The sequence below is a fragment of the Oceanithermus profundus DSM 14977 genome, from assembly GCF_000183745.1.
GTDB classification, from domain to species: domain Bacteria; phylum Deinococcota; class Deinococci; order Deinococcales; family Marinithermaceae; genus Oceanithermus; species Oceanithermus profundus.
In genome coordinates this window covers 746,626-764,885 of the sequence record NC_014761.1, presented here as the reverse complement: position 1 = coordinate 764,885, position 18,260 = coordinate 746,626, and the positions used below count along the sequence as shown (strand labels likewise).

Below are 18,260 nucleotides of genomic sequence, written 5' to 3'. Positions count from 1 at the left end.
ATGAGCACGCGCGACCGCAACACGCTGCTGCTGGCCTTCGCCTGGTTGGTGGCCATCGCCGCCACCGCCGGAAGCCTGTACTACTCGCAGATCCGCCACTTCATCCCCTGCGAGCTCTGCTGGTACCAGCGCATCTTCATGTACCCGCTGGTGCTCATCCTGGGCATCGCCACCTTCTACGGCGACGCCCGCATCCGCCGCTACGCCCTGCCGATGGCGCTGGTGGGCGGTTCGATCAGCGTGCTCCACTACGCCGAGCAGAAGATCCCCGGCTTCGCCCCCACCAGCTGCGCCGCCACGCCGATCCCCTGCAACATCGAGTACGTCAACTACTTTGGTTTCGTCACCATCGCCTTCATGGCCCTCACGGCTTTCGTGCTCATCGCACTGGCACTCGCCGCCGTAAGGGAAGAGCGCCCCTGACGGGGCGCCCGCGCAAACCGACCTTTCGCGCTAAACCGCGGTCATCCAGTCGCGCCGCGCCTGGTCCAGCAGCGCGAAGAGTTTCGTCTTGTCGAGCTTGATGCCGCCGGAGAGCTCGAGCCCGCCCCCGTGCTCGTGCGCGTGCCAGTGCAGGTGGGCCCCCGGCGAACGCAGGCTGACGTGCTTCTGCTCGTCGGACGGCTGGGAAACCGAGGCGACGAAGAAGGGCTCGTCGTTCGCGCGCGAGAGCGAGACCGTCATCGTCCGCGTGGGCAGCTCCCAGGGCTTGTGCATGCGGTAGATGAACTCGGGGAAGTCGGCCTCGCGGTCGAAGACGAGGTCGTGCTCCGCTGCGTACTCTTCGAGCCAGCCCATCAGCTGGACCCAGGCGTCGTAGATCGCGTGGCTCATGGGCCCATAATAGCGCAGGGCCCGGGGCGAAAGTCATTGATCTGCGTAGCGCGGGGCGCGCAGTATCAGAGCCGACTTGTGGCCTGGGGCATGTGGAAAATCGGTACGTAGTACGTAGTAGGGGCGGACCAATGTGTCCGCCCGATCAGTTCGTGGCGCGTAGTTCGTAGTGCATGGTAACGGCAAGGCCTGTGGCAAGTAGCCTGCGGCCTGTGGCGGGGCCGTCAACGGCAACGAAACCTCGGCTGTTCGTACAGTATGGACCCCTGCTTTCGCAGGGGCAGGCCCTGAATCAAGTTCAGGGCGGGCACCCGGGTCTCGTTCGCTAATAGCTCGCCCGCCCGGGGATACAGGAAAGGCAGGATGTAGGGGGTGGGGTTTGTTTTTCAGAAGCACACGAACGGGCTTGGACGCAACGCATCAGAACACGATGTTGGGTTTTCCTGCCCCCTACACCCCGCATCCCACACCCCGGCGTAGCCGGCCCATCGGGCCCGTGCCGGGCTCAGAATCCACGGTTAAGTCGTCGTGTACAGGACCGTTGAGACAGCAGCGTAGCGCTCACCATGCTTTAGGCTCTGGATTCCAGCTCGCGCAGGCCAGGGGCCTGCTTGGCTGGAATGACGGGATTGATTGGAATGATAAAGTCGATTCGCAGTGCTCGCGATAACGAATTCATCGGTTCTCGACAAAACGCCCATGGCAAAAACACTCACGACGAAACCTCGTCACCCCAGCGGAAGCTGGGGTCCAGACCGGGTCGTCAAGCCGTGGCCGGTTTTATGTTGTCCGGCTGTTTTCTCGCCCTCCGGCCGGGACGGGGGTTGTTGGTGCGATGTGATACAAACGTCTATCGCCGATGCATGACCGGCCCACGCACCACCCCTACACCCCACATCCCGAATCTCAAGCAACCCGTGTTTCTGGCCTAGGGGCGCAGACCGCGAGGCCGGGTCTTGCATCCGTTTCATCCCCCCTCCGCATAAACTAGGGCCGTGAAGGCGAGCGACCTCCCCCGCCTGCCGTCCCGGCCCGGCGTCTACCTGTGGAAACGGGACGGGCGGGTGATCTACGTGGGCAAGGCCAAGAACCTGCGCGCGCGGGTGAACCACTACGCCCACGGCGAGGACAAGGCCGGGCGCATCTTCGCGGAAGCCGACGCGCTCGAGTTCATCGTCACCCGCGACGAGGTCGAGGCGCTCTTGCTCGAGGCCAACCTGATCAAGGCCCACCGGCCCGAGTTCAACGTCCTGATGAAGGACGACAAGCACTACCCCTTCCTCAAGCTGACGAACGAAACCTTCCCGACGCTCGTCGTCACCCGCCGGGTCGAGGACGACGGCGCCCGCTACTGGGGCCCCTTCCCCGACGCCGGGGCGGTGCGGCGGATCAAGCGGCTGGTGGACCGGGTCTTCCCGCTGCGCAAGAACTCGGGCGTGCCCATGAAGAAACGGCGGCGTCCCTGCCTGAACCACGCCATGGGCCGCTGCCTCGCCCCCTGCGTAGGCCGGGCCGACCCCGAGGCATACGCCCGGGTGGTGCGGCGGGTGGAGCAGCTGCTCGACGGCCGGGTGGACGACCTGCTGGAGGAGCTGGCGGTGCGCATGGAGGAGGCGGCGCGGGCGCAGCACTTCGAGCTGGCCGCCGAGCTGCGCGACCAGATCCGGGCGCTCGAGCGCTTCTTCGCCTCCGGCCAGCAGGCCTACGCCGTCGGGCTGGGCGATCTGGACGCGGTGGGGCTGGCCCGCAGCGGGGCCTACGCCATGGTCCAGCTCTTCCAGATCCGCGGCGGCCGCATGTTGGGGCGCACCAGCCGTTTCGTCGAAAACGCCGGCGAGGCCACGGACGCCGAGGTACTCGAGGCCTTCCTGCGCGACTACTACCTGGTGGCCTCGCCGCTGCCGCCGCTGGTGCTGCTGCCGCTGGCGACCGAGGGGCAGGAGGTCTTCGCCCGGGCGCTGGCGGAGCGCGCCGGGCGCAAGGTGGAATTGCGGGTCCCCAAACGCGGCGAGAAAGTGCGGCTGGTGCAGTTCGCCAGCGAGAACGCCCGCGCCGGGCTCGAGGTGGAGCTGGCGCGGCTGGAGAAGCGCGGCGACCACCCGGCGCTCGCCAGCCTGCAGCGGGCCCTGGGGCTCGCCCGCCGGCCCTGGCGGATCGAAGGCTACGACGTCTCCAACCTCTTCGGAACCGCGGTGGTGGCGGCGATCGCGGTCTTCGAAGGCGGCCGGCCCAAGAAGAGCCAGTACCGGCGGATGCGCATCCGCGGCCTGGCGGGCAAGCCGGACGACTACAAGGCCATGGAGGAGGCCGTCTACCGCCGCTTCACCGGCAGCCTCCAGACCAAGATGGAAAGCCCCGACCTGCTGCTCATCGACGGCGGCTTGGGTCAGGTGCGCGCCGCCCAGAAGGCGCTCGAGCGCGCCGGCGTCAGCCTGCCGCTGGTGGGGCTGGCCAAGCGCGAGGAGGTGCTGGTGCTGCCCAGCGGCGAGCGGGTGATGCGGCCGCTCGACGACCCGGGGCTGCGTCTGCTGATCCACCTGCGCGACGAGACCCACCGTTTCGGCCTCGCCTACAACCGCCAGCTGCGGGGAAAGAAAACGCTGAAGAGCGTCTTCGACGACATTCCCGGCATCGGCCCGGCGCGCAAGAAGGTGCTGCTCGAACGCTTCTCCACCCTGGAAGAGCTGCGGGCCACCCCCCCGGAGCGGCTCGCTGAACTTCCGGGCATGAACCGCCGCGCCGCGGAGGCGGTGCTGCGCCACCTGAACGAGGCCGCCGCCCGCTCCTAGGCGGCTGCTACAATGGGGGCAATGGAACGTCGAATCCGCGTACTCATCGCCAAACCCGGCCTGGACGGGCACGACCGCGGCGCCAAGGTGGTGGCCCGGGCGCTGCGCGACGCCGGGATGGAGGTCATCTACACCGGCCTGCGGCAAACCCCCGAGATGATCGTGAGCGCCGCGCTCCAGGAAGACGTCGACGCCATCGGCCTTTCGGTGCTCTCGGGCGCGCACATGCACTACTTCCGCGAGGTCAAGCGGCTGCTCGACGAGCAGGGCGCGGGGGACGTGCTCCTCTTCGGCGGCGGCATCATCCCCGACGAGGACGTGCCCAAGCTCAAAGAGATCGGGGTGGCCGAGGTCTTCGGCCCCGGAACGCCCACCGGCGAGATCGTCGCGTTCATCCGCAAGGCCACCGAGGCCCGCTGGGCCGCCCAGTAACCTTGGACGTCCTCTACGCCGTGGCCGTGGGCTACCTTCTGGGCAGCCTGCCCTTTGCGGTGTGGTTCGGCTGGATCCAGAAGAAGAACCTGCTCGCCGAGGGCTCGGGCAACCCCGGCGCGATCAACGCCATCCGGGTGCTGGGCGTGGTGCCCGGCCTGATGGTGTTGCTGCTCGACGTCTTCAAGGGGTTCCTGGCCGTCTTCTACGGGGCGCTCCTGGGCGGCACCGCCGGCGCGCTGGCCGGGGGCGTGGCCGCGGTGGCGGGCCACCTTTGCTCGATCTGGATCCGCTGCCGCGGCGGCAAGGGGGTGGCCACCGCCGCTGGCGTCTGGCTGGCCGTGCAACCCGGCGCGGTGTTCGTCCTTGCCCTGGCCTGGGCCGGGGGCTGGCTCCTGAGCCGCGACGCCTACAAGAGCTTCGCCGTGGCGGCGCTCTTCCTGGCGCCGGTGGCCTTCTGGCTCACGGGCGACGCCGAGGTCACGCTCGCGGCGCTGGCCACCGGCGGCCTGCTGTTTTTCGCGCACCTGAAGTATCTACGCGCCTGAGGGCCCCGCGCGCCGCTCGAGCGAGCGGGCGTGCGCCTCCAGCTCCTCCTCGCGCGCCAACCGCGCCCCCAACGCCGAAAGCTCGGCGGCGGCCCGGGCGCTGAGCGCCACCACCGGCACGATCTTGAGGAAGTCGCGCACCGCCAGAGCGCCCGTCCAGCGGGCCGAACCCGAGGTGGGCATCACGTGGCTGGGCCCGGCCAGGTAGTCGCCGATGGCCTCGCCCGAATGCTCCCCCAGGAAGACGCCGCCGGCGTTGTTGACCTGTCCCAGCCAGTCGGTGGGGCGTTCCACCGAAAGGCAGAGGTGCTCGGGGGCGTACAGGTCGGCGAGCTCGAGGGCGCTGCTCAGGTCGCGCACCTGGACCAGCCCGCCGTTCTGCAAGGCCGCGCGCGCGATCTCCGCGCGCGGCAGGGTTTCGAGCTGGCGCTCGAGCTCCGCCGCCACCGCGTCGAGCAGCCCGGCGTCGGGCGAGAGCAGCCAGGGCTCGGCCGCGGGGTCGTGCTCGGCCTGGGCCAGCAGGTCGGCGGCCACGGTGGCGGGGTCGGCGCTGGCGTCGGCGACGATCAGGGTCTCGGTGGGCCCGGCCAGGCCGTCGATGCCGACCACCCCGTAGACCTCCTTCTTGGCGAGCGTGACGAAGAGGTTGCCCGGCCCCACGATCTTGTCCACCCGCGGCACCTGCTCCGTCCCGTAGGCCAGCGCGGCGACGGCCTGGGCCCCGCCCATGGCGAAGAGGCGGTCGGCGCCTGCGGCCCAGGCGGCGGCCATAACCCCCGGGTGCACCGGGGGCGGCGTCGCCACGATCACCTCCTGCACCCCGGCCACGCGCGCGAGCACCACGGTGTGGAGCACCGTCGAGAGCAGCGGCGCGCTGCCTCCGGGCACATAGGCCCCCACGCGGCGGATGGGGCGCACGATCTGCGCCAGCATGCCCCCCGAGGTGGCGGCCAGGAAACCGCCCTTCGGTTCCTTGCGGTGAAACTTCTCCAGGCGCTCGCGGGCGATGCCCAGGGCCTCGCGCAGCTCGGTGCTCAGGTCGTCGTAGGCCTCCCGCCACTCGCGTTTGGGCACCTCGTAGGTGGCGTGGCGGTCGAGCTTCAGGCTCCATTCGTCGAGCGCCTTCTGCCCGCCGGCGGCCACGTCGCCGACGATGCGGCGCACGGCCTCCTCGGCGCTGAGCTCCTCGCCAAAGGCGCTCCGAATGCCCGCACGCACCCGCTCGCTGAGGGCGAACTGCAACCGGCGGGCCGCAAAGCGCCCGCGCACCTCCTTGGCCTCGTACCTGGGGATCTCCACGTTCACCTCCGGCGGCGCCGGCGGCGACCGCCGCGGCGGCGCGACTTCTTCTTCTTTTCGGGGCGCTCTTCGGGTTCGGGCTCGTGCACGACCTCGGTGAGCTCGGCTTCGAAGACGTGCCCGCCCACCTGCTGCGAGAACCGCAGCGGGTAACCCTCGGGGTCGTAGTAGATCAGGCTCACGCCCGGGCGCAGCCGCCAGGCGCGCGCCTGGACCTCGCCCCAGGGCAGCGCGAGCGTCTCCTCGCCCACGCGCTCGGCGTGCACCCGCCCGCCCAAAAGCGGCAGGGTGACCACCGCAGCTTCGCTCTGGCCCAGGGCCAGGATGAGCGAGAGCGGATCGTGGTAATCGACCGTGTAGGGCAGCACGAACTCGGGCTCGCCCCGCGTGACGACGACGCCGTCCTCGCGCAGGAACTCCACCTCGTAGACCTTGTTCTGGCGGCCCTCGACGCGTTCGCTGAACTTCAGGGGCACGCCGCGGGCGTCCATCTCGCTGACCCAGCGCTGTTTGGTGCGCGGCAGCGGCAAGGCCACGTCGGCGGTCAGGGTCATGCGCGCGCCCGAACGGGTGCGCTCGTAGCGGAGCTGCTGCTCCCCCGCTTCGCGTCCGGCGTAGCTGAGTTTGTACTTGAGGAGCACCGGCGCTTTCACCAGCACCATCGTACACCACGCGCCGCGCGCTGCCGGGAAGCGGCCGCGCCGCGCGGTACGGCCGCCGTTCGTCCTACGCTTTTTCGCCGCAAGGTGTCGTTTCCGTGATACGCTGGCGGTGATGATCGCCCTGAACGACGAACAGACGATGGTGCTGGAGATGGTGCGGCGCTTCGCCCGCGAGGAACTGGCCCAGCAGGCCCCTGAGTACGACAAGCGCGGCGAGTACCCCTGGCCCCAGCTGCGCAAGATGGGCGAACTCGGCCTCCTGGGCATGAACACCCCGGAAGCGTGGGGCGGTACCGGCCTCGACGCGGTCACCTGGGCGCTCGTCATGGAGGAGATCGCCGCCGCCGACCCCTCGGTGGCTGTAATCTTTTCGGTAACCTCAGGCCTGCCCCAGTACATGCTGCTCAAGTTCGGCACGGACGAACAAAAGGAAAAGTACCTGCGCCCCCTGGCCGAAGGCCGCTGGATCGGTGCCTTCGCGCTCACCGAAGCCTCGGCGGGCTCCGACCCCAAGGGGCTCAAGAGCACAGCCGAGCGGGTGGACGGCGGCTACCGGCTCTCGGGCGTGAAAAGCTGGATCACCTCCGGCGGCCAGGCGCAGCTCTACGTGATCATGGCGCGCGCGCCCGAGGGGATCACCGCCTTTCTGGTGCCCGCCGGGGCCGAGGGGCTGTCCTTCGGCGAACCCGAGGAGAAGATGGGCCTCCACGCCGCCCACACCACCGAGGTGCGCATGGACGGCGTCTTCGTCCCCGACGAGGACCGTCTTGGCGAGGAGGGCAAGGGGCTCCACTACGCCCTCGCCGGCCTCGACTCGGGGCGGCTGGGCATCGCCGCACAAGCGGTGGGCATCGCCCGCGCGGCCTTCGAGATCGCCCGCGACTACGCGGACGAGCGCGAGCAGTTCGGACGCAGGATCCGCGAGTTCCAGGGGGTCTCGTTCAAGCTGGCGGAGATGGCCACGGCCATCGAGGCGAGCCGGCTGCTGGTTTTGAACGGGGCCATGAAGAAGCAGGCGGGGGCGCGCTTCACCCGCGAGGCCAGCATGGCCAAGCTGATGGCCAGCCGCACCGCCGTCGACGTGACCCGCGAGGCGGTGCAGATCCTCGGCGGCAACGGCTACGCGGTGGACTACCGGGTGGAGCGGTACTACCGCGACGCCAAGATCACCGAGATCTACGAGGGGACCTCGGAGATCCAGAAGATCGTCATCAGCCGCGAGCTCTACCGCTAAGCCGTTTCTCCAACGGCGGCTTCGGCGGCATCATCGGTCACTGCCGGCTCCGACTCGGCGTCCTGAATGGCTCGCACGATCGAAGGCCACAGCCATAGCAACGAAGCCACGATTAGAAGCCCGGAAATGACGTTGAAAATCACGGGGAACGACAGGGTCTTGAGGGCGAATCCCGCCACGACGAGCCCTAGCGGGCCCAGGCCATTCAACAGGACGCCGATCATGCTCAACGCACGCCCCATGAACTCCCTTGGAATCAGCTTGATCGCGAGCGCGTCGAGGTGCACCCCCACGGCCACCGCCCCAAACCCCGAAATCGCCAGTGCAACGACGGCAAGCCAAAGGCTCGTCACCCACGCCAGCACCCCGATGGACAGGCCCATCATCATACTGCCCCCCAAGATAAGCGGGAGCGATCGAGGGCTACGAAACGTTGTGAACACGGCGTATCCCAACAGTTCACCGGCGGTAACCCCGGCAAGGAGCAGTCCGTATCCTTCTGCTCCGCCCCCAAGCGACTTGGCGTACGGCGCCATCATGACGCCTATGGGCGAAAGGATGAAGTTGAGCAGCCCCACCATGAACAGGGCCGCGGCAAGAAGCGGTACGCCGAAAAGCATCTTCGCTGTCGCAGTCAGCGGGTCGATCCATCGCTGCCGCAGCGACGCATGCGGCTGCTCCGCAGCCGACCCGGCCGCATCCCCCTCGCTGGCGGGCGTCGAAGCTGAGACTACGCGGGCCGCTCGTGGCTCCTCGACGAATCGAACGATCAAAGCGGCGATCAGGTAGACCGACGCGGTGATGAGCAACGTCGCCGCCACGCCGAGCACGGCGACCAGCATCCCCCCTAGCGGCATCGAAGCCATGCGCAACAGCTTGGACATCCCCTGGGCCATTGCCGTTCCCTGCGAGTACTGCTCTTTGGTGAGAAGAAGCGGACCTAGGGCATGGTTGGCAGGAGCGAAGAACGATGAAATGAGATTGTCCACCGCCACAATCGCCACTACGAGGCCGAAAGTAAGGTGACCGGAAAGCAGCAGCGCCGCCGCAGTGGCGGGCGCCAGCATGCCAAGCGCATAGCCCATCGAAGCCAGCCCTACTTTGTGGGTGCGGTCGGCAAGCACCCCACCGAACGGAGACGCCGCCATACCAACGATCGACATGGTAAGCGCCACCCAGGCCACCGAATCGTTCCGGCCGGTGGCCTCCAGCGCCCACCACATCAAGGCCACTTCCATCATGTACGAACCCAGCGCACCAAACAGGCGAGCGACGAGGTAGGTGCGGAAATTGGGGTTTTTGAGCGGGTGGTTCACCGGCCACCCTCCAACTCTTCCACCCATGGACTCAGGGCTACGTAGAGCAGAACACCGTCTTCCAGGTCATAGGCTTCGGGAATCTTGTTTAGGCGGCTGCGGAGGTCCACGAGGCTCCGGTACGCCTCGTTGGCCGTCTCGCGGCTCGTTCGCTTCATCACCAGCGTAAAGAAGCCCTGCCCCTTCGTCGCCGCCACCCTCAACATTCCCTGTTCGACGGTCTCCAGCGCCCCTTTCAACCCCGTCGCGGAAAGGGAGGCGGCTTCGTCGGCCAGCCTGTAGACGCGCTCGCGAAAGCCTCCTACATGGCGCACCCCGACCTCCTCGAGAAGGCCGTGGCGCTGCAGATGTGCAAGCTCCTCGTGAATCAACGCCATGGGCAGACGCGTACGCATGGAGAGCTCACGAACGGTCGCAGGGGTTTCCAACAAAGCGCGGATCACCGGCCAGCTCGTCTTCCCGATCGCATCCTGGGAGTGCGTCATTGCATCACCTCCATCATTTCGGTAAGCTCCCCTGCCCCAACGCCGACGGCCGCCATGGCCATCGTCTCGGTTTTCAGGTATTTTTCGGCGATTCCGCGCACGTCGGCGGGCGAAACGCGCCGGTACCTCATGGCCTCACGTGACGGGAAAAATAAGTTGTCATGAAGCCAGTTCATGCCGAGCTTTTGCGATACCTGGGCGGTTTCGGTCTGCTGCAGTAGACTCATCACGAGCCCCTCAACGGCACGGGTCGTATCTTCGCTACTCAAATCCAAATCGGAAATGGAGCGGACGCTGCCAATGAGGACCCGGAAACCATCAAGCAAACGCTCCCTCGCAAGCTCGACATTGAAGAACAGCAAGCCGGCGTTTTCGTAGTGTATGGATCCACCGAATACCTCGTACGCGAGACCGCGCTTTTGCCGCAGGTCCTGGAATATCCGTGACCTCAGTCCGGCACCGGACAGGTAAGCGAGCACTTCGCTGGCAAAGCGGTCCTCCCGGTTCATTCCAGGACCGGGGAAGGCAAGAAGCAACCGCACCCTGGGAGAATCGCCCGGGATTGCAACGAACCGAGGTGCGACCTCCACATACCCTTCGTCGTACAAAGGTTCCCCTTTTTCCAGGTCTCCAAGGCGCTCGACCCCGGCTATGGCACCCTCCCCTACACTCCCCGACACGACGACGCGTATGGAGTCGGCGGCGGTCGCGCGTTCGGCCCAGTCTTTGATCTCCTTGTAGGTTAGTTCGCGCACGGTGGCCTCCTTGCCGAGGATGGGCCGCCCGTAGCCACCGCGGAACAGCGCCTCTTCAACGATGAGGAACGCCTGCTGCGCGGAGTACCGCCGCCGCATCAGCTCGTCGAGGATCACGGGACGCTCGGCTTCAACGTCGGCCTTCCGTATGCGTGCAGGTTCGAGCATCGCTCTGGCGAAGTCCAGCGCCTTTGTAGCAGCTTCGGCGGGAACCACGATCCTGAGCATCAAGAATTCTTTGCCGGTCCATGCGCCCAAAGTGGCCCCCTGATTTTCGAGTGCGCCCCACAGCTTCTTTAGCGCACCACGAAAGTAGGCTGGGTTGACGAGTAAGTGCTCGAGGTAGTGGGTGACGCCGTTGATCGCCTCGCGTTCGTACCTCGGCCCGGCTCGCAAGAAAACGTCCACGTGCGTGACGTGCGCATGGATGCGGGGTGCGAGCAGGTAACCCACCCCGTTGCTGAGGTATCCAGCCGTGTACCGTTCCACAGGGTTATCTTGCGATGGATAAGGTTGACCGGGGGTTGTCGTACTAAGCATAATGAGTCCAACATGGAGCATCCCAAGGTGCGACTGCTCGAGGGAGCACGCAGCATCAAGGTCGAAGCGCCTGTAGAGTACGGCACAGCCCATCTAGCCGACACCTTCCTCATGCGCGCTCCCGAAGGGCACCACCGCGTCTGGATTGAACTTGGTAGGGAAGCTCAGGATCATCCGGTCACCGTCGGGAACGCCTTCTCCGACGCCGTGCAGACGGCGTTGGGGTTACTCCTCCCTTTGGGGATGGAGTGGCAGGTTTTGACCGAGCTTTGGTCCAAACAGGCGCACCTCTTCCGGCCGATGACCATCGCGATCACGGGAGCTGACCGGGCACCCGATTTTGTCGCGCGGCTGATGGACTGCTCCTCGGTAGAGGACCGCTGGTTCCTGGCCGGCGAAAACCTGGATGAGTTTGATTTACAGAAAGCGGAACGTCTCTTACGCGCCAGCGACCTGCATTTGAGCGTAGAAGATTTTTCTCTCACCTTTGTCGAAAAGGTCGGGCAGGAGGTGCTGAATCGGGTAATAGAAGAATCAGAGGGCGTTTTCGAGCGAATATTAATCCGGCTGCACCAAGAAAGCGCCATCCCCGAACCCGTGCGCCCGGGCCCGCGAGGACCGAGGCTGCTGGTACCCCAACCCGTGGCTGTAAATCCAGAAGAGGCCCTTTCGCACCTCCTCGAGAAGGGGTTTTGGAAGGAGGCGCTCGAGATGGCCGCCTCTCATGTCAAGGAAAGGACAGGCGAGGTGCTTGCCGCGGGTGCGGGCTATTACTTCCTCGGGCGCGGTGAATCGTTGCAGCTGTACAAGATCTTGCTGAACCTGATCGAGAGTGGACACGCCGACGAAGAAGTTCTGCTGTGGCTCGTAGGCGCCGCGCAACGTCTGGGCAAGCACGAAGGGCTGCGCGACGCCGTGGAAGCCCACCTCGAAGAATACGAAGCGCCCCGTCTGCGCGCCGTCTATGCGGGCTCTTTGGCTCCCCATGAACTCCGGCTTCGAGAAGCGCGCCGGGCCGCAGCGGCGCGGGAAGACGAGCTGACGCTTTATTTCCTGGGCAGAGAGCTGCGCGACACCGATCTTCTCCTCAAAGCGCTGCGCCTGGCGGAAAAGGACGGGAGCGCGTACGCCGCCATACGGAACGCCAACGCGCTCGGTATAGCCTTCTCCAGGAAAGGCCATTTGTTAGAGGCCCATCATTACAAACGGTACGCTTATACGCTCTTGCAAAGCGAGCACCTAGTCGATCCGATCGCCCGCATCACCAAGGTGAACAGCTACCTTTACTCGGGGTTGCTGCTGGGAAACCCCGAACCGGGGCTTTTCGAAGAGCTGACGGCTTTCGTGAACCAGCACACCCTGGGCGGCTGGTGGCGCGCCGCCATGACCACGCTGATTCAATATTCATGGACGAAGGGCGACCTCGAAGAGGCGCGAAACAAACTGGATCGACTTTGGCACCGAACAGCGAGAAAAGACCGTGCTCTACTCGCACCGTTCGCCGCCCACGCCCTGCGCAGCTGGGGCGAGCCCCGGCGAGCTTTGGACCTGGCCCGCGAGGCCCTCACCTTTTCGCGCGAAGGTGGCGGGTTTGCGCGCGCCCAGGCTGAAACGGCCCTGGGCATCGCACAACTTGGGGAGCAGGAAGAGGCGTCGCTTGAGCACCTGGAAAGGGCGCGCAGTACTTTCTCAAAGATATCGATCGAGCCCCCTTACAAACTCAGGTTTTACCTCGCCGCCGCCCTGCACGCCCTGGGGCAGCGCGAGGAAGCGCGGGGCATCATGCGCGAGGTGTCGCCGCTGACGGCTGCGCTGCACGACAGCGCCCTGCAGCTCTTTATGCCGCCCGAGGCCCTGCCGTTGCTCGGCTGGGGCAGCAAGCTGTCCCTTAACTTTCTGGGCGGTTGCCATGCCACTCTGGAAGGCGCGCCCCTCGAGCTGCGCCTGAGCCATGCGGAAATGCTCGCCCTGCTGGCCTTGCACCCGAGGGGCCTCAGTCTGGGCGAGCTGGCGGCGCAGTACCGCGATTCGGTGAGCCCGAGCACCGTCAAGTCGACCCTTTCGCGGCTGCGCGAAATCGTCCCGCTGGCTTCCAAGCCTTACCGCATCGCCGTCGAATGGGACGCAGACTTCGCGCGCCTCCTGGAACTCGTGCGCAACGGAATGGTGTCCCAGGCCCTGGATTTGTACCAGGGCCCTTTACTACCAAAGAGTGCGGCCCCCGGCATCGAAGAACACCGGACCATCATCGAAGAAACGCTAAGGGCTGCGGTGCTGGACCAAGAAGACGGCCCCCAGGTCTTCAACCTGGCCGAGCGCCTTGGCGACGACCTGGAAGTATGGGAAGCCGCCCGTGACCGCCTGCTTCCCGGCGATTCGCGCAGGGTCATCGCCGAAGCGCAGGTGCGACGCCTGCAGAGGGACTATGGGATTGGTTAGCAGCCCGTCGTCGTGATCATCTGCCAGAACACCACCGAACAACGCGATAGTTATCCATATTGTGTATAGCCATAACCTTCTCACACCACAGCACCCCCTTCACATTGCATCGCAAACTCCTATACCGGTGGACCCGAAGCCTGTAGCTCAAGGTAGTCCTGCGCCAGCCCCCGCAGCGGCGGGCATGGTCGCTTGCCGTCGCGGATACGTACCCACGGACATGCGTTTCCCTCGCACAGCGGCCGGATCGCACAGGTCTGGCAGACCGGGTCGGCGAGCGATCCGTCCAGTATCCACGGGCGCAGACGCTCGCTGTTGAGCAACAAGGAGCCGTCGGCCAGGATTCTCCCCACCTGGTTCTCGGCTTCCTCGAGCGCGACCGTGCACTTGTTGATCCTCCCATCCGCGCGCACGACGAAAGAGTAAGGCAAGGCCGCGTAGCAGACCTTGCTACCCGGCTTCATGTCCAGGTCAAGCCGCACGCCCGCATCCCGCGCCAGGCGGTACAAGCGCAATAAAGCCCGTTCGTCGTCAATGGTTTCCAGGCTGGCGTCGTTCGCACCTCCCCAGCGCCCGACCTTGTGCAAATGAAGCCGGAAACGCCGATCAGGGCCGAATGTGGACGCTAAGCGTTCTATGAACGCCGGCATATGCGTAAGGTTTTCCCGATCAATATTTACTCGAATGGTAACAACGTAATCGAAACGGCTGTCCTTCATGAACTCCAGGTTGTTCCAGATAACCCCGAACGTGCGAAACCCTCCCTTCCCGATCCTCTTTTTGTCGTGCTCCTCCTCGCTGCCGTCCAGTGTGACCTGGTAGTTGCGCAAACCCAGACCGTGCAACTCCTCGAAGCGATCGGGCGTCAAGAGGTAGCCGTTGGTGGTCATGCGCTGCAGGAGCAACACATCGTGCTCTTTGGCCGTGCGCACGAAATAGCGCGTTAGGTCAAGGACGACGTCGTAGGCTGTGAGCGGCTCTCCTCCGAACCACCCGATTTCAAGCGCCTTCAAACCAGGAGCGCGCTTCCGGACCAATCTGCGGATTCCTTGTTGAACCTCAGGGCGCATGCGGCCAAGCTGGAAGTCTTCGTAGCAGTAAACGCAGCGGAAGTTGCAATCCTCCGTGGGAAGAAGGATGAGCTGCAAGTGGTCGTTGCGAAAATGGCGCGCCAGGTGCTGCAGCCGCGCTTTCTGAAGCGCGGCCTCGAACGTAGCCACTTCATCGGTGCTCGCGCTGACAACCCAGCGACCCTTCAACGTGTCGAAGAAACGCGGATCGCCGCCGTCCGAGTTCTTGACCTTGATCAGGTAGGGTTGGGGCTTTGCGCTCATACATCACTTTTTAGGGCTCCGGACGTTGGATGAAGGTTTATGGACGCTCCCTTTTTCTTTCAGCCTCGAAACAACCTGGCCAACACTAGGCTGAGCGCGTGGAGGTTGTTTATGGGAAAAGAGGAAAGGAAGCGCATCCAGATTAGGCCCGAGGACTACACGATCACCAGCGACGGCAAGGTCCTGATCCACAACGAAGAGTTGGCCAAGTACATTGCGGAAAGTCTTTCTGTAGCGGAAAGCGGCGTCAAGAACGCGGAGCCCGCTAACATGGACTTCCTGTGCCCGGTCGTCTTGTAAAGGAGGAATGCGCATGCCGGAAGAAAACACGATTATCATCGAGAACGACAGCGACGTCATCCACGTCCAGCCCGACGGTACGCTCCTGATCAACGACCCTCATCTGGCGGAGGCGCTCGCTGAAGCGCAGTCGCTCGAGGAAGAGGAAGGTTTCGTGCGGTTCGTTCCTAACGTCGGTTGCAATACAAACTGCAACGCCAACTGTTAGCTCAACAGCTGGGACAACAACCGCACGGTTATCACACCGTGCGGTTGCTATGCTGGCTCATGGCAATAGATATTGAGTGAGCCAGTCCACGATCTCCTCAAGCCGCTTCACCCGCCGGTCGGGGCGGCCGGAGCGGGAGAGCTCGTGCCCTTCCTCGGGCACCCGCAGGAAGCGGGCGGGGACGCCGCGGTTCACCAGGGCGGCGAACCAGGTCTCGCCCTGGTCGATGGGGCAGCGGTGGTCCTGCTCGGCGTGGACGACGAGGGTGGGGGTCTTGAGGGCGTGGGCGTGGGCCAGCGGGCTCTTCTGCCAGTAGAGCTCCGGCGCTTCCCACAGGCCCGCCCCCAGCTCGAGCTCGGAAAAGCGAATCCCGATGTCCGAAGCCCCCCAGAAGCTCGTCCAGTTGCAGATCGAGCGCTGGGTGGCCGCGGCCTTGAACTTGTCGGGGTAACGCGCGGTGAGCCAGTTGGTCATGAAGCCGCCGTAAGAGCCGCCGGCCACGCCCAGGCGGTCGCCGTCGAGGCCGAACCGCTCCACGGCGGCGTCGAGGAAGCCCAGCACGTCGGCGGCGTCGGCCTCGCCCCAGCGACCCTTGATCTGGGCGTAGTCCTGACCGTAGCCCACCGAGCCGCGGGGGTTGGCGTAGACGACCGCCAAACCGCGCGACCGCAACAGGTAGAACTCGAAGAGCATTGCCCGGCCGTAGGCGGCGTGGGGACCGCCGTGGACGTAGAGCACCGTCGGGTGCGGCCCCTCGCCTTCGGGCAGGAGCACCCAGCCGTGGACGTCATGGCCCTCGGAGGAGCGCCAGCGGAAAGCCTCGGGCGCGGGCCAGCCCTCCAGGAAATCGGCGTTGGGATCGTGCACCGCCTCGCCTCCGGTGTAGAGGACCGGCGGACGGTGGTAGTCCTCGAGCAGGGTGTGGCGCACCTCCCCCTCGATCACCGCGAAGGCGGCCAGGCTGCCCGGCAGCGGCAGCGGCCCTTCGACCCCGCCGTCCGCGCGCAGGCGGTAGAGGCGCCCCTCGCCCGCCTCGGTGACGCTGAACCAGAAGCCGCCCTCGCCGTCGGGCTCGAGCGCCCGACCGTAGTCGCCGTAGTGCACGTCGGAGACGAGCGAGAGCCCCACGTACAACGCCTCGGGCGTCAGGCGATCGGCCTCGCCGCCCGACCGCGGCAGCCGCCAAACGCCCGGGCTCGCGCCGATGCCCGCGGCCCAGTCGTACCCCACGAAGTAGATCGACCCGCCGTCCTCGGAGAAGACGGGGTCGCTCACGGGGCCGAAACCGCCCCCGATCTCGCGCGCCTCCCCGCCCGGGCGCCAGCGGTACAACCGCTGGATCCAGCGTCGTCGCTCCTCGAAATCCCCGCTCGCGACCAGCACGAGCTCGTCGCCCCGTTCGTCCCAGGCGGCCGCGTCCACGTCGGTGGGCAGCTCGCTGGGTTCGCTCCACCCGCCGTCGCTGCGGCGTACCCGCACCTGGCGGCTGCGCTCGGGAAGCAGTCCGACGCCGTCGAACTTGAAGGGCAACCGGTCGTAGACCCGGGGCGTGCCGGGCTTTGCCGGCGCCTCGTCGCCCCGGGTGAGGACCGCCAGCGCCCCCTCGGGGCCCAGCACGTAGCCTTCCACGCCGGCCTTGAACGAGGTCAGCCGTTCGGCCTCCCCCCCGGCGAGGTCGAGCCGGTACAGCTGCTTGACCTGGTCGTACTTGCGCAGGAAGTAGACGTAGCGCCCCCCGTCCCAGCGGGGGCGGGCCGTGTCCTCCTGGGTGAGCGCGCGGCGTTTACCGTCGCGCTGGAGCCAGAGGCGGGACAGGTAGCGGGGCGGATCGCCTTCCTGCTCCGGCGCTTCGACGGAAGTCTCCAGGAAGAGCGCGCCCCCTCCGGGACCGGGCGTGAGGTCCGAGAGGAAGCGCAGCCGGTGGAAGTCTTGCGGGTTCGGATCGGGCATGCCTCATGCTACTGACCCGCGGGTCAGTAGCGCAAGGTCACCGTGTAGACGAACTCGCGCGCCTCTCCCGGCTTCAGCGTGACCACGTAGCGGTAGCCCTGGGGCGTGCGTTCGGCCCCCGGCGGCAGCTTGAGCACCAGCTCGCGGGCGCTGAAGCCCTCGACCAACTCCACCCGCACCGGCCGGCTCCGCGGGTTGCGGAGCGTGGTGCGAACGCGGTAGGCCTTCTCCTTACGCTCGTCCTTCAACACGTCGATGCGGCGCTCGGCGCGCCCCTCGGGATCGGCGCCCAACCAGACCTGGACCCGGCTCCCCTTGGCGGCGTCCTGCATGTACGCCTGCCCCAGCAAGACGCCGTCCGCGCGCACGTTGACCATCCCGCCCGCGAGCGCCGCGGGCGCGGTAAAGGTGTACCCCCGCGTAAAGGCGATGCGCTCGACGGGGGCGAAGCTCCCTTGGTAGCGCCAGGTGTAGACGGGGTCGAGATCGGCCTTCAAGAAGGGCAGCTCGTTGACCCCGACCTCCAGCGTCGGGGGGTTCTCGAGGACGTAGCGGTAGACCCCGCCGCCGCTACCCGCGTAGCTCGGCATCGGCGCCGCTTCGGCGACGGCGTCCAGGGCCAGGCCGCGCGCCGACTTGGACATAACCGGAGCGCCGCCCGAGCGCAACGGCACCTCCCCGGCCACGAAGGTCAGGCGCTCGAAGGCGAGCGGGCGCCCCAGACGGTTTTCGATCTTGCTCCACCCCACGAAGCGGCCGCGGTCGGCGTCCAGGTCGTAGTAGAGGCTGTACCCCAGGTTGCGGGTCAGGTAGGCGAGCTGCGCCGCCCCCGCGCCTTCGTAGAAGAAGATTACGGCGCCGCCGCGCCAGACGCGCCGGGTCTCCTCCACCCCGAGCAGCCGCACGGTTCCGTCCACCAGCGAACCGGACAGCTCGGCGTCGGGGAACCAGGTCCAGCTCGCGGCGGGAAGCCGGATGGGTTCGTGAATCTCGGCGAATCCGGTGTAGACGAAGGCCTGCTGGGCCGCCGCGAAGCCCAGCCCCAACACCGCCAGGAGGACCGTCCAACTTTTGGTTTTCATAGGACCAGACTAACGCACCCGCCCATGAGAGGCGCTCACGGGCGGGTGCGGCC

The 18,260-nt window shown here is 66.3% G+C and carries 17 protein-coding genes; 8 read left to right on the top strand and 9 right to left on the bottom strand.

What is annotated here, in order from left to right:
• Positions 1 to 423 (top strand): disulfide oxidoreductase, encoded by a 423-nt coding sequence (locus OCEPR_RS03815; RefSeq protein WP_013457384.1) that lies wholly within the window; start codon positions 1 to 3, stop codon positions 421 to 423.
• 30 nt (positions 424 to 453) lie between these two features.
• Here the strand turns inward: OCEPR_RS03815 and OCEPR_RS03810 are convergent, their stop codons facing one another.
• Positions 454 to 834 carry an NADH-quinone oxidoreductase subunit 15 gene (locus OCEPR_RS03810; RefSeq protein ID WP_013457383.1) on the bottom strand — a complete coding sequence of 127 codons (381 nt, stop codon included), beginning with the start codon at positions 832 to 834 and terminating at the stop codon, positions 454 to 456.
• Between the two features lie 995 nt (positions 835 to 1,829).
• Between OCEPR_RS03810 and uvrC the strand changes: the two genes are divergently transcribed.
• Genes uvrC through OCEPR_RS03795 form a run of 3 tightly spaced genes read left to right on the top strand, consistent with a single transcriptional unit; the run spans position 1,830 to position 4,603 of the window.
• Positions 1,830 to 3,623, top strand: coding sequence for an excinuclease ABC subunit UvrC (gene uvrC, locus OCEPR_RS03805; protein ID WP_013457382.1), 1,794 nt, complete (start codon positions 1,830 to 1,832; stop codon positions 3,621 to 3,623).
• A gap of 12 nt (positions 3,624 to 3,635) precedes the next feature.
• Positions 3,636 to 4,055, top strand: coding sequence for a cobalamin B12-binding domain-containing protein (locus tag OCEPR_RS03800; RefSeq protein WP_013457381.1), 420 nt, complete (start codon positions 3,636 to 3,638; stop codon positions 4,053 to 4,055).
• A 2-nt stretch (positions 4,056 to 4,057) separates the two neighbouring features.
• Entirely contained in the window at positions 4,058 to 4,603 is a 546-nt protein-coding gene (locus OCEPR_RS03795) for a glycerol-3-phosphate acyltransferase (protein WP_013457380.1), read from the top strand.
• On the opposite strand, the gene hisD is transcribed toward OCEPR_RS03795, so the two are convergent.
• Both hisD and OCEPR_RS03785 read right to left on the bottom strand, forming a co-directional pair.
• Complete coding sequence (gene hisD / locus OCEPR_RS03790; protein ID WP_013457379.1) at positions 4,592 to 5,902, bottom strand: histidinol dehydrogenase; 1,311 nt, start codon at positions 5,900 to 5,902, stop codon at positions 4,592 to 4,594. The genes OCEPR_RS03795 and hisD overlap by 12 nt on opposite strands.
• A gap of 2 nt (positions 5,903 to 5,904) precedes the next feature.
• Positions 5,905 to 6,564 carry a DUF3108 domain-containing protein gene (locus OCEPR_RS03785; protein ID WP_013457378.1) on the bottom strand — a complete coding sequence of 220 codons (660 nt, stop codon included), beginning with the start codon at positions 6,562 to 6,564 and terminating at the stop codon, positions 5,905 to 5,907.
• Between the two features lie 115 nt (positions 6,565 to 6,679).
• On the opposite strand from OCEPR_RS03785, the gene OCEPR_RS03780 reads away from it, so the two are divergent.
• Positions 6,680 to 7,798: an acyl-CoA dehydrogenase family protein gene (locus OCEPR_RS03780; RefSeq protein ID WP_041554550.1), complete on the top strand. Its 1,119-nt coding sequence runs from the start codon at positions 6,680 to 6,682 to the stop codon at positions 7,796 to 7,798.
• On the opposite strand, the gene OCEPR_RS03775 is transcribed toward OCEPR_RS03780, so the two are convergent.
• From OCEPR_RS03775 to OCEPR_RS03765, 3 genes are read right to left on the bottom strand one after another with little or no spacing between them, the layout of a single operon-like run.
• Entirely contained in the window at positions 7,795 to 9,114 is a 1,320-nt protein-coding gene (locus OCEPR_RS03775; RefSeq protein ID WP_013457376.1) for an MFS transporter, read from the bottom strand. The two genes, OCEPR_RS03780 and OCEPR_RS03775, sit on opposite strands and share 4 nt — an antisense overlap.
• Positions 9,111 to 9,599, bottom strand: a complete 489-nt coding sequence (locus OCEPR_RS03770) for a hypothetical protein (protein ID WP_013457375.1) — start codon at positions 9,597 to 9,599, stop codon at positions 9,111 to 9,113. The genes OCEPR_RS03775 and OCEPR_RS03770 overlap by 4 nt, the downstream gene beginning before the upstream one ends.
• The gene (locus OCEPR_RS03765; protein ID WP_013457374.1) at positions 9,596 to 10,843 is read right to left on the bottom strand and encodes a M16 family metallopeptidase; all 1,248 of its coding nucleotides are present in this window, start codon (positions 10,841 to 10,843) and stop codon (positions 9,596 to 9,598) included. The genes OCEPR_RS03770 and OCEPR_RS03765 overlap by 4 nt, the downstream gene beginning before the upstream one ends.
• Before the next feature lie 63 nt (positions 10,844 to 10,906).
• On the opposite strand from OCEPR_RS03765, the gene OCEPR_RS12775 reads away from it, so the two are divergent.
• Positions 10,907 to 13,333, top strand: coding sequence for an ATP-binding protein (locus tag OCEPR_RS12775; protein ID WP_013457373.1), 2,427 nt, complete (start codon positions 10,907 to 10,909; stop codon positions 13,331 to 13,333).
• A 119-nt stretch (positions 13,334 to 13,452) separates the two neighbouring features.
• On the opposite strand, the gene OCEPR_RS03755 is transcribed toward OCEPR_RS12775, so the two are convergent.
• On the bottom strand, positions 13,453 to 14,667 hold the full coding sequence (locus OCEPR_RS03755) for a radical SAM/SPASM domain-containing protein (RefSeq protein ID WP_013457372.1): 1,215 nt from the start codon (positions 14,665 to 14,667) through the stop codon (positions 13,453 to 13,455).
• Between the two features lie 111 nt (positions 14,668 to 14,778).
• Here OCEPR_RS03755 and OCEPR_RS03750 point away from each other — a divergent pair, with 111 nt between their 5' ends.
• Both OCEPR_RS03750 and OCEPR_RS03745 read left to right on the top strand, forming a co-directional pair.
• Positions 14,779 to 14,967, top strand: coding sequence for a hypothetical protein (locus OCEPR_RS03750; RefSeq protein ID WP_013457371.1), 189 nt, complete (start codon positions 14,779 to 14,781; stop codon positions 14,965 to 14,967).
• Positions 14,968 to 14,980: 13 nt separating this feature from the next.
• On the top strand, positions 14,981 to 15,175 hold the full coding sequence (locus OCEPR_RS03745; RefSeq protein WP_013457370.1) for a hypothetical protein: 195 nt from the start codon (positions 14,981 to 14,983) through the stop codon (positions 15,173 to 15,175).
• Positions 15,176 to 15,232: 57 nt separating this feature from the next.
• Here the strand turns inward: OCEPR_RS03745 and OCEPR_RS03740 are convergent, their stop codons facing one another.
• Together OCEPR_RS03740 and OCEPR_RS03735 are read right to left on the bottom strand one after the other, a co-directional pair.
• Positions 15,233 to 17,125 carry a S9 family peptidase gene (locus OCEPR_RS03740; protein ID WP_013457369.1) on the bottom strand — a complete coding sequence of 631 codons (1,893 nt, stop codon included), beginning with the start codon at positions 17,123 to 17,125 and terminating at the stop codon, positions 15,233 to 15,235.
• A gap of 23 nt (positions 17,126 to 17,148) precedes the next feature.
• Positions 17,149 to 18,207: a hypothetical protein gene (locus tag OCEPR_RS03735; protein ID WP_013457368.1), complete on the bottom strand. Its 1,059-nt coding sequence runs from the start codon at positions 18,205 to 18,207 to the stop codon at positions 17,149 to 17,151.
• Positions 18,208 to 18,260 lie beyond the last annotated feature (53 nt).

Coding starts and splice junctions, on each gene's coding strand:
- OCEPR_RS03815 (WP_013457384.1), top strand. CDS start 1: ATGAGCACGCGCGACCGCAACACGCTGCTGCTGGCCTTCGCCTGGTTG.
- OCEPR_RS03770 (WP_013457375.1), bottom strand. CDS start 9,599: ATGACGCACTCCCAGGATGCGATCGGGAAGACGAGCTGGCCGGTGATC.
- OCEPR_RS03740 (WP_013457369.1), bottom strand. CDS start 17,125: ATGCCCGATCCGAACCCGCAAGACTTCCACCGGCTGCGCTTCCTCTCG.
- OCEPR_RS03785 (WP_013457378.1), bottom strand. CDS start 6,564: ATGGTGCTGGTGAAAGCGCCGGTGCTCCTCAAGTACAAACTCAGCTAC.
- OCEPR_RS03810 (WP_013457383.1), bottom strand. CDS start 834: ATGAGCCACGCGATCTACGACGCCTGGGTCCAGCTGATGGGCTGGCTC.
- OCEPR_RS03745 (WP_013457370.1), top strand. CDS start 14,981: ATGCCGGAAGAAAACACGATTATCATCGAGAACGACAGCGACGTCATC.
- OCEPR_RS03735 (WP_013457368.1), bottom strand. CDS start 18,207: ATGAAAACCAAAAGTTGGACGGTCCTCCTGGCGGTGTTGGGGCTGGGC.
- OCEPR_RS03800 (WP_013457381.1), top strand. CDS start 3,636: ATGGGGGCAATGGAACGTCGAATCCGCGTACTCATCGCCAAACCCGGC.
- OCEPR_RS03755 (WP_013457372.1), bottom strand. CDS start 14,667: ATGAGCGCAAAGCCCCAACCCTACCTGATCAAGGTCAAGAACTCGGAC.
- OCEPR_RS12775 (WP_013457373.1), top strand. CDS start 10,907: ATGGAGCATCCCAAGGTGCGACTGCTCGAGGGAGCACGCAGCATCAAG.
- OCEPR_RS03750 (WP_013457371.1), top strand. CDS start 14,779: ATGGGAAAAGAGGAAAGGAAGCGCATCCAGATTAGGCCCGAGGACTAC.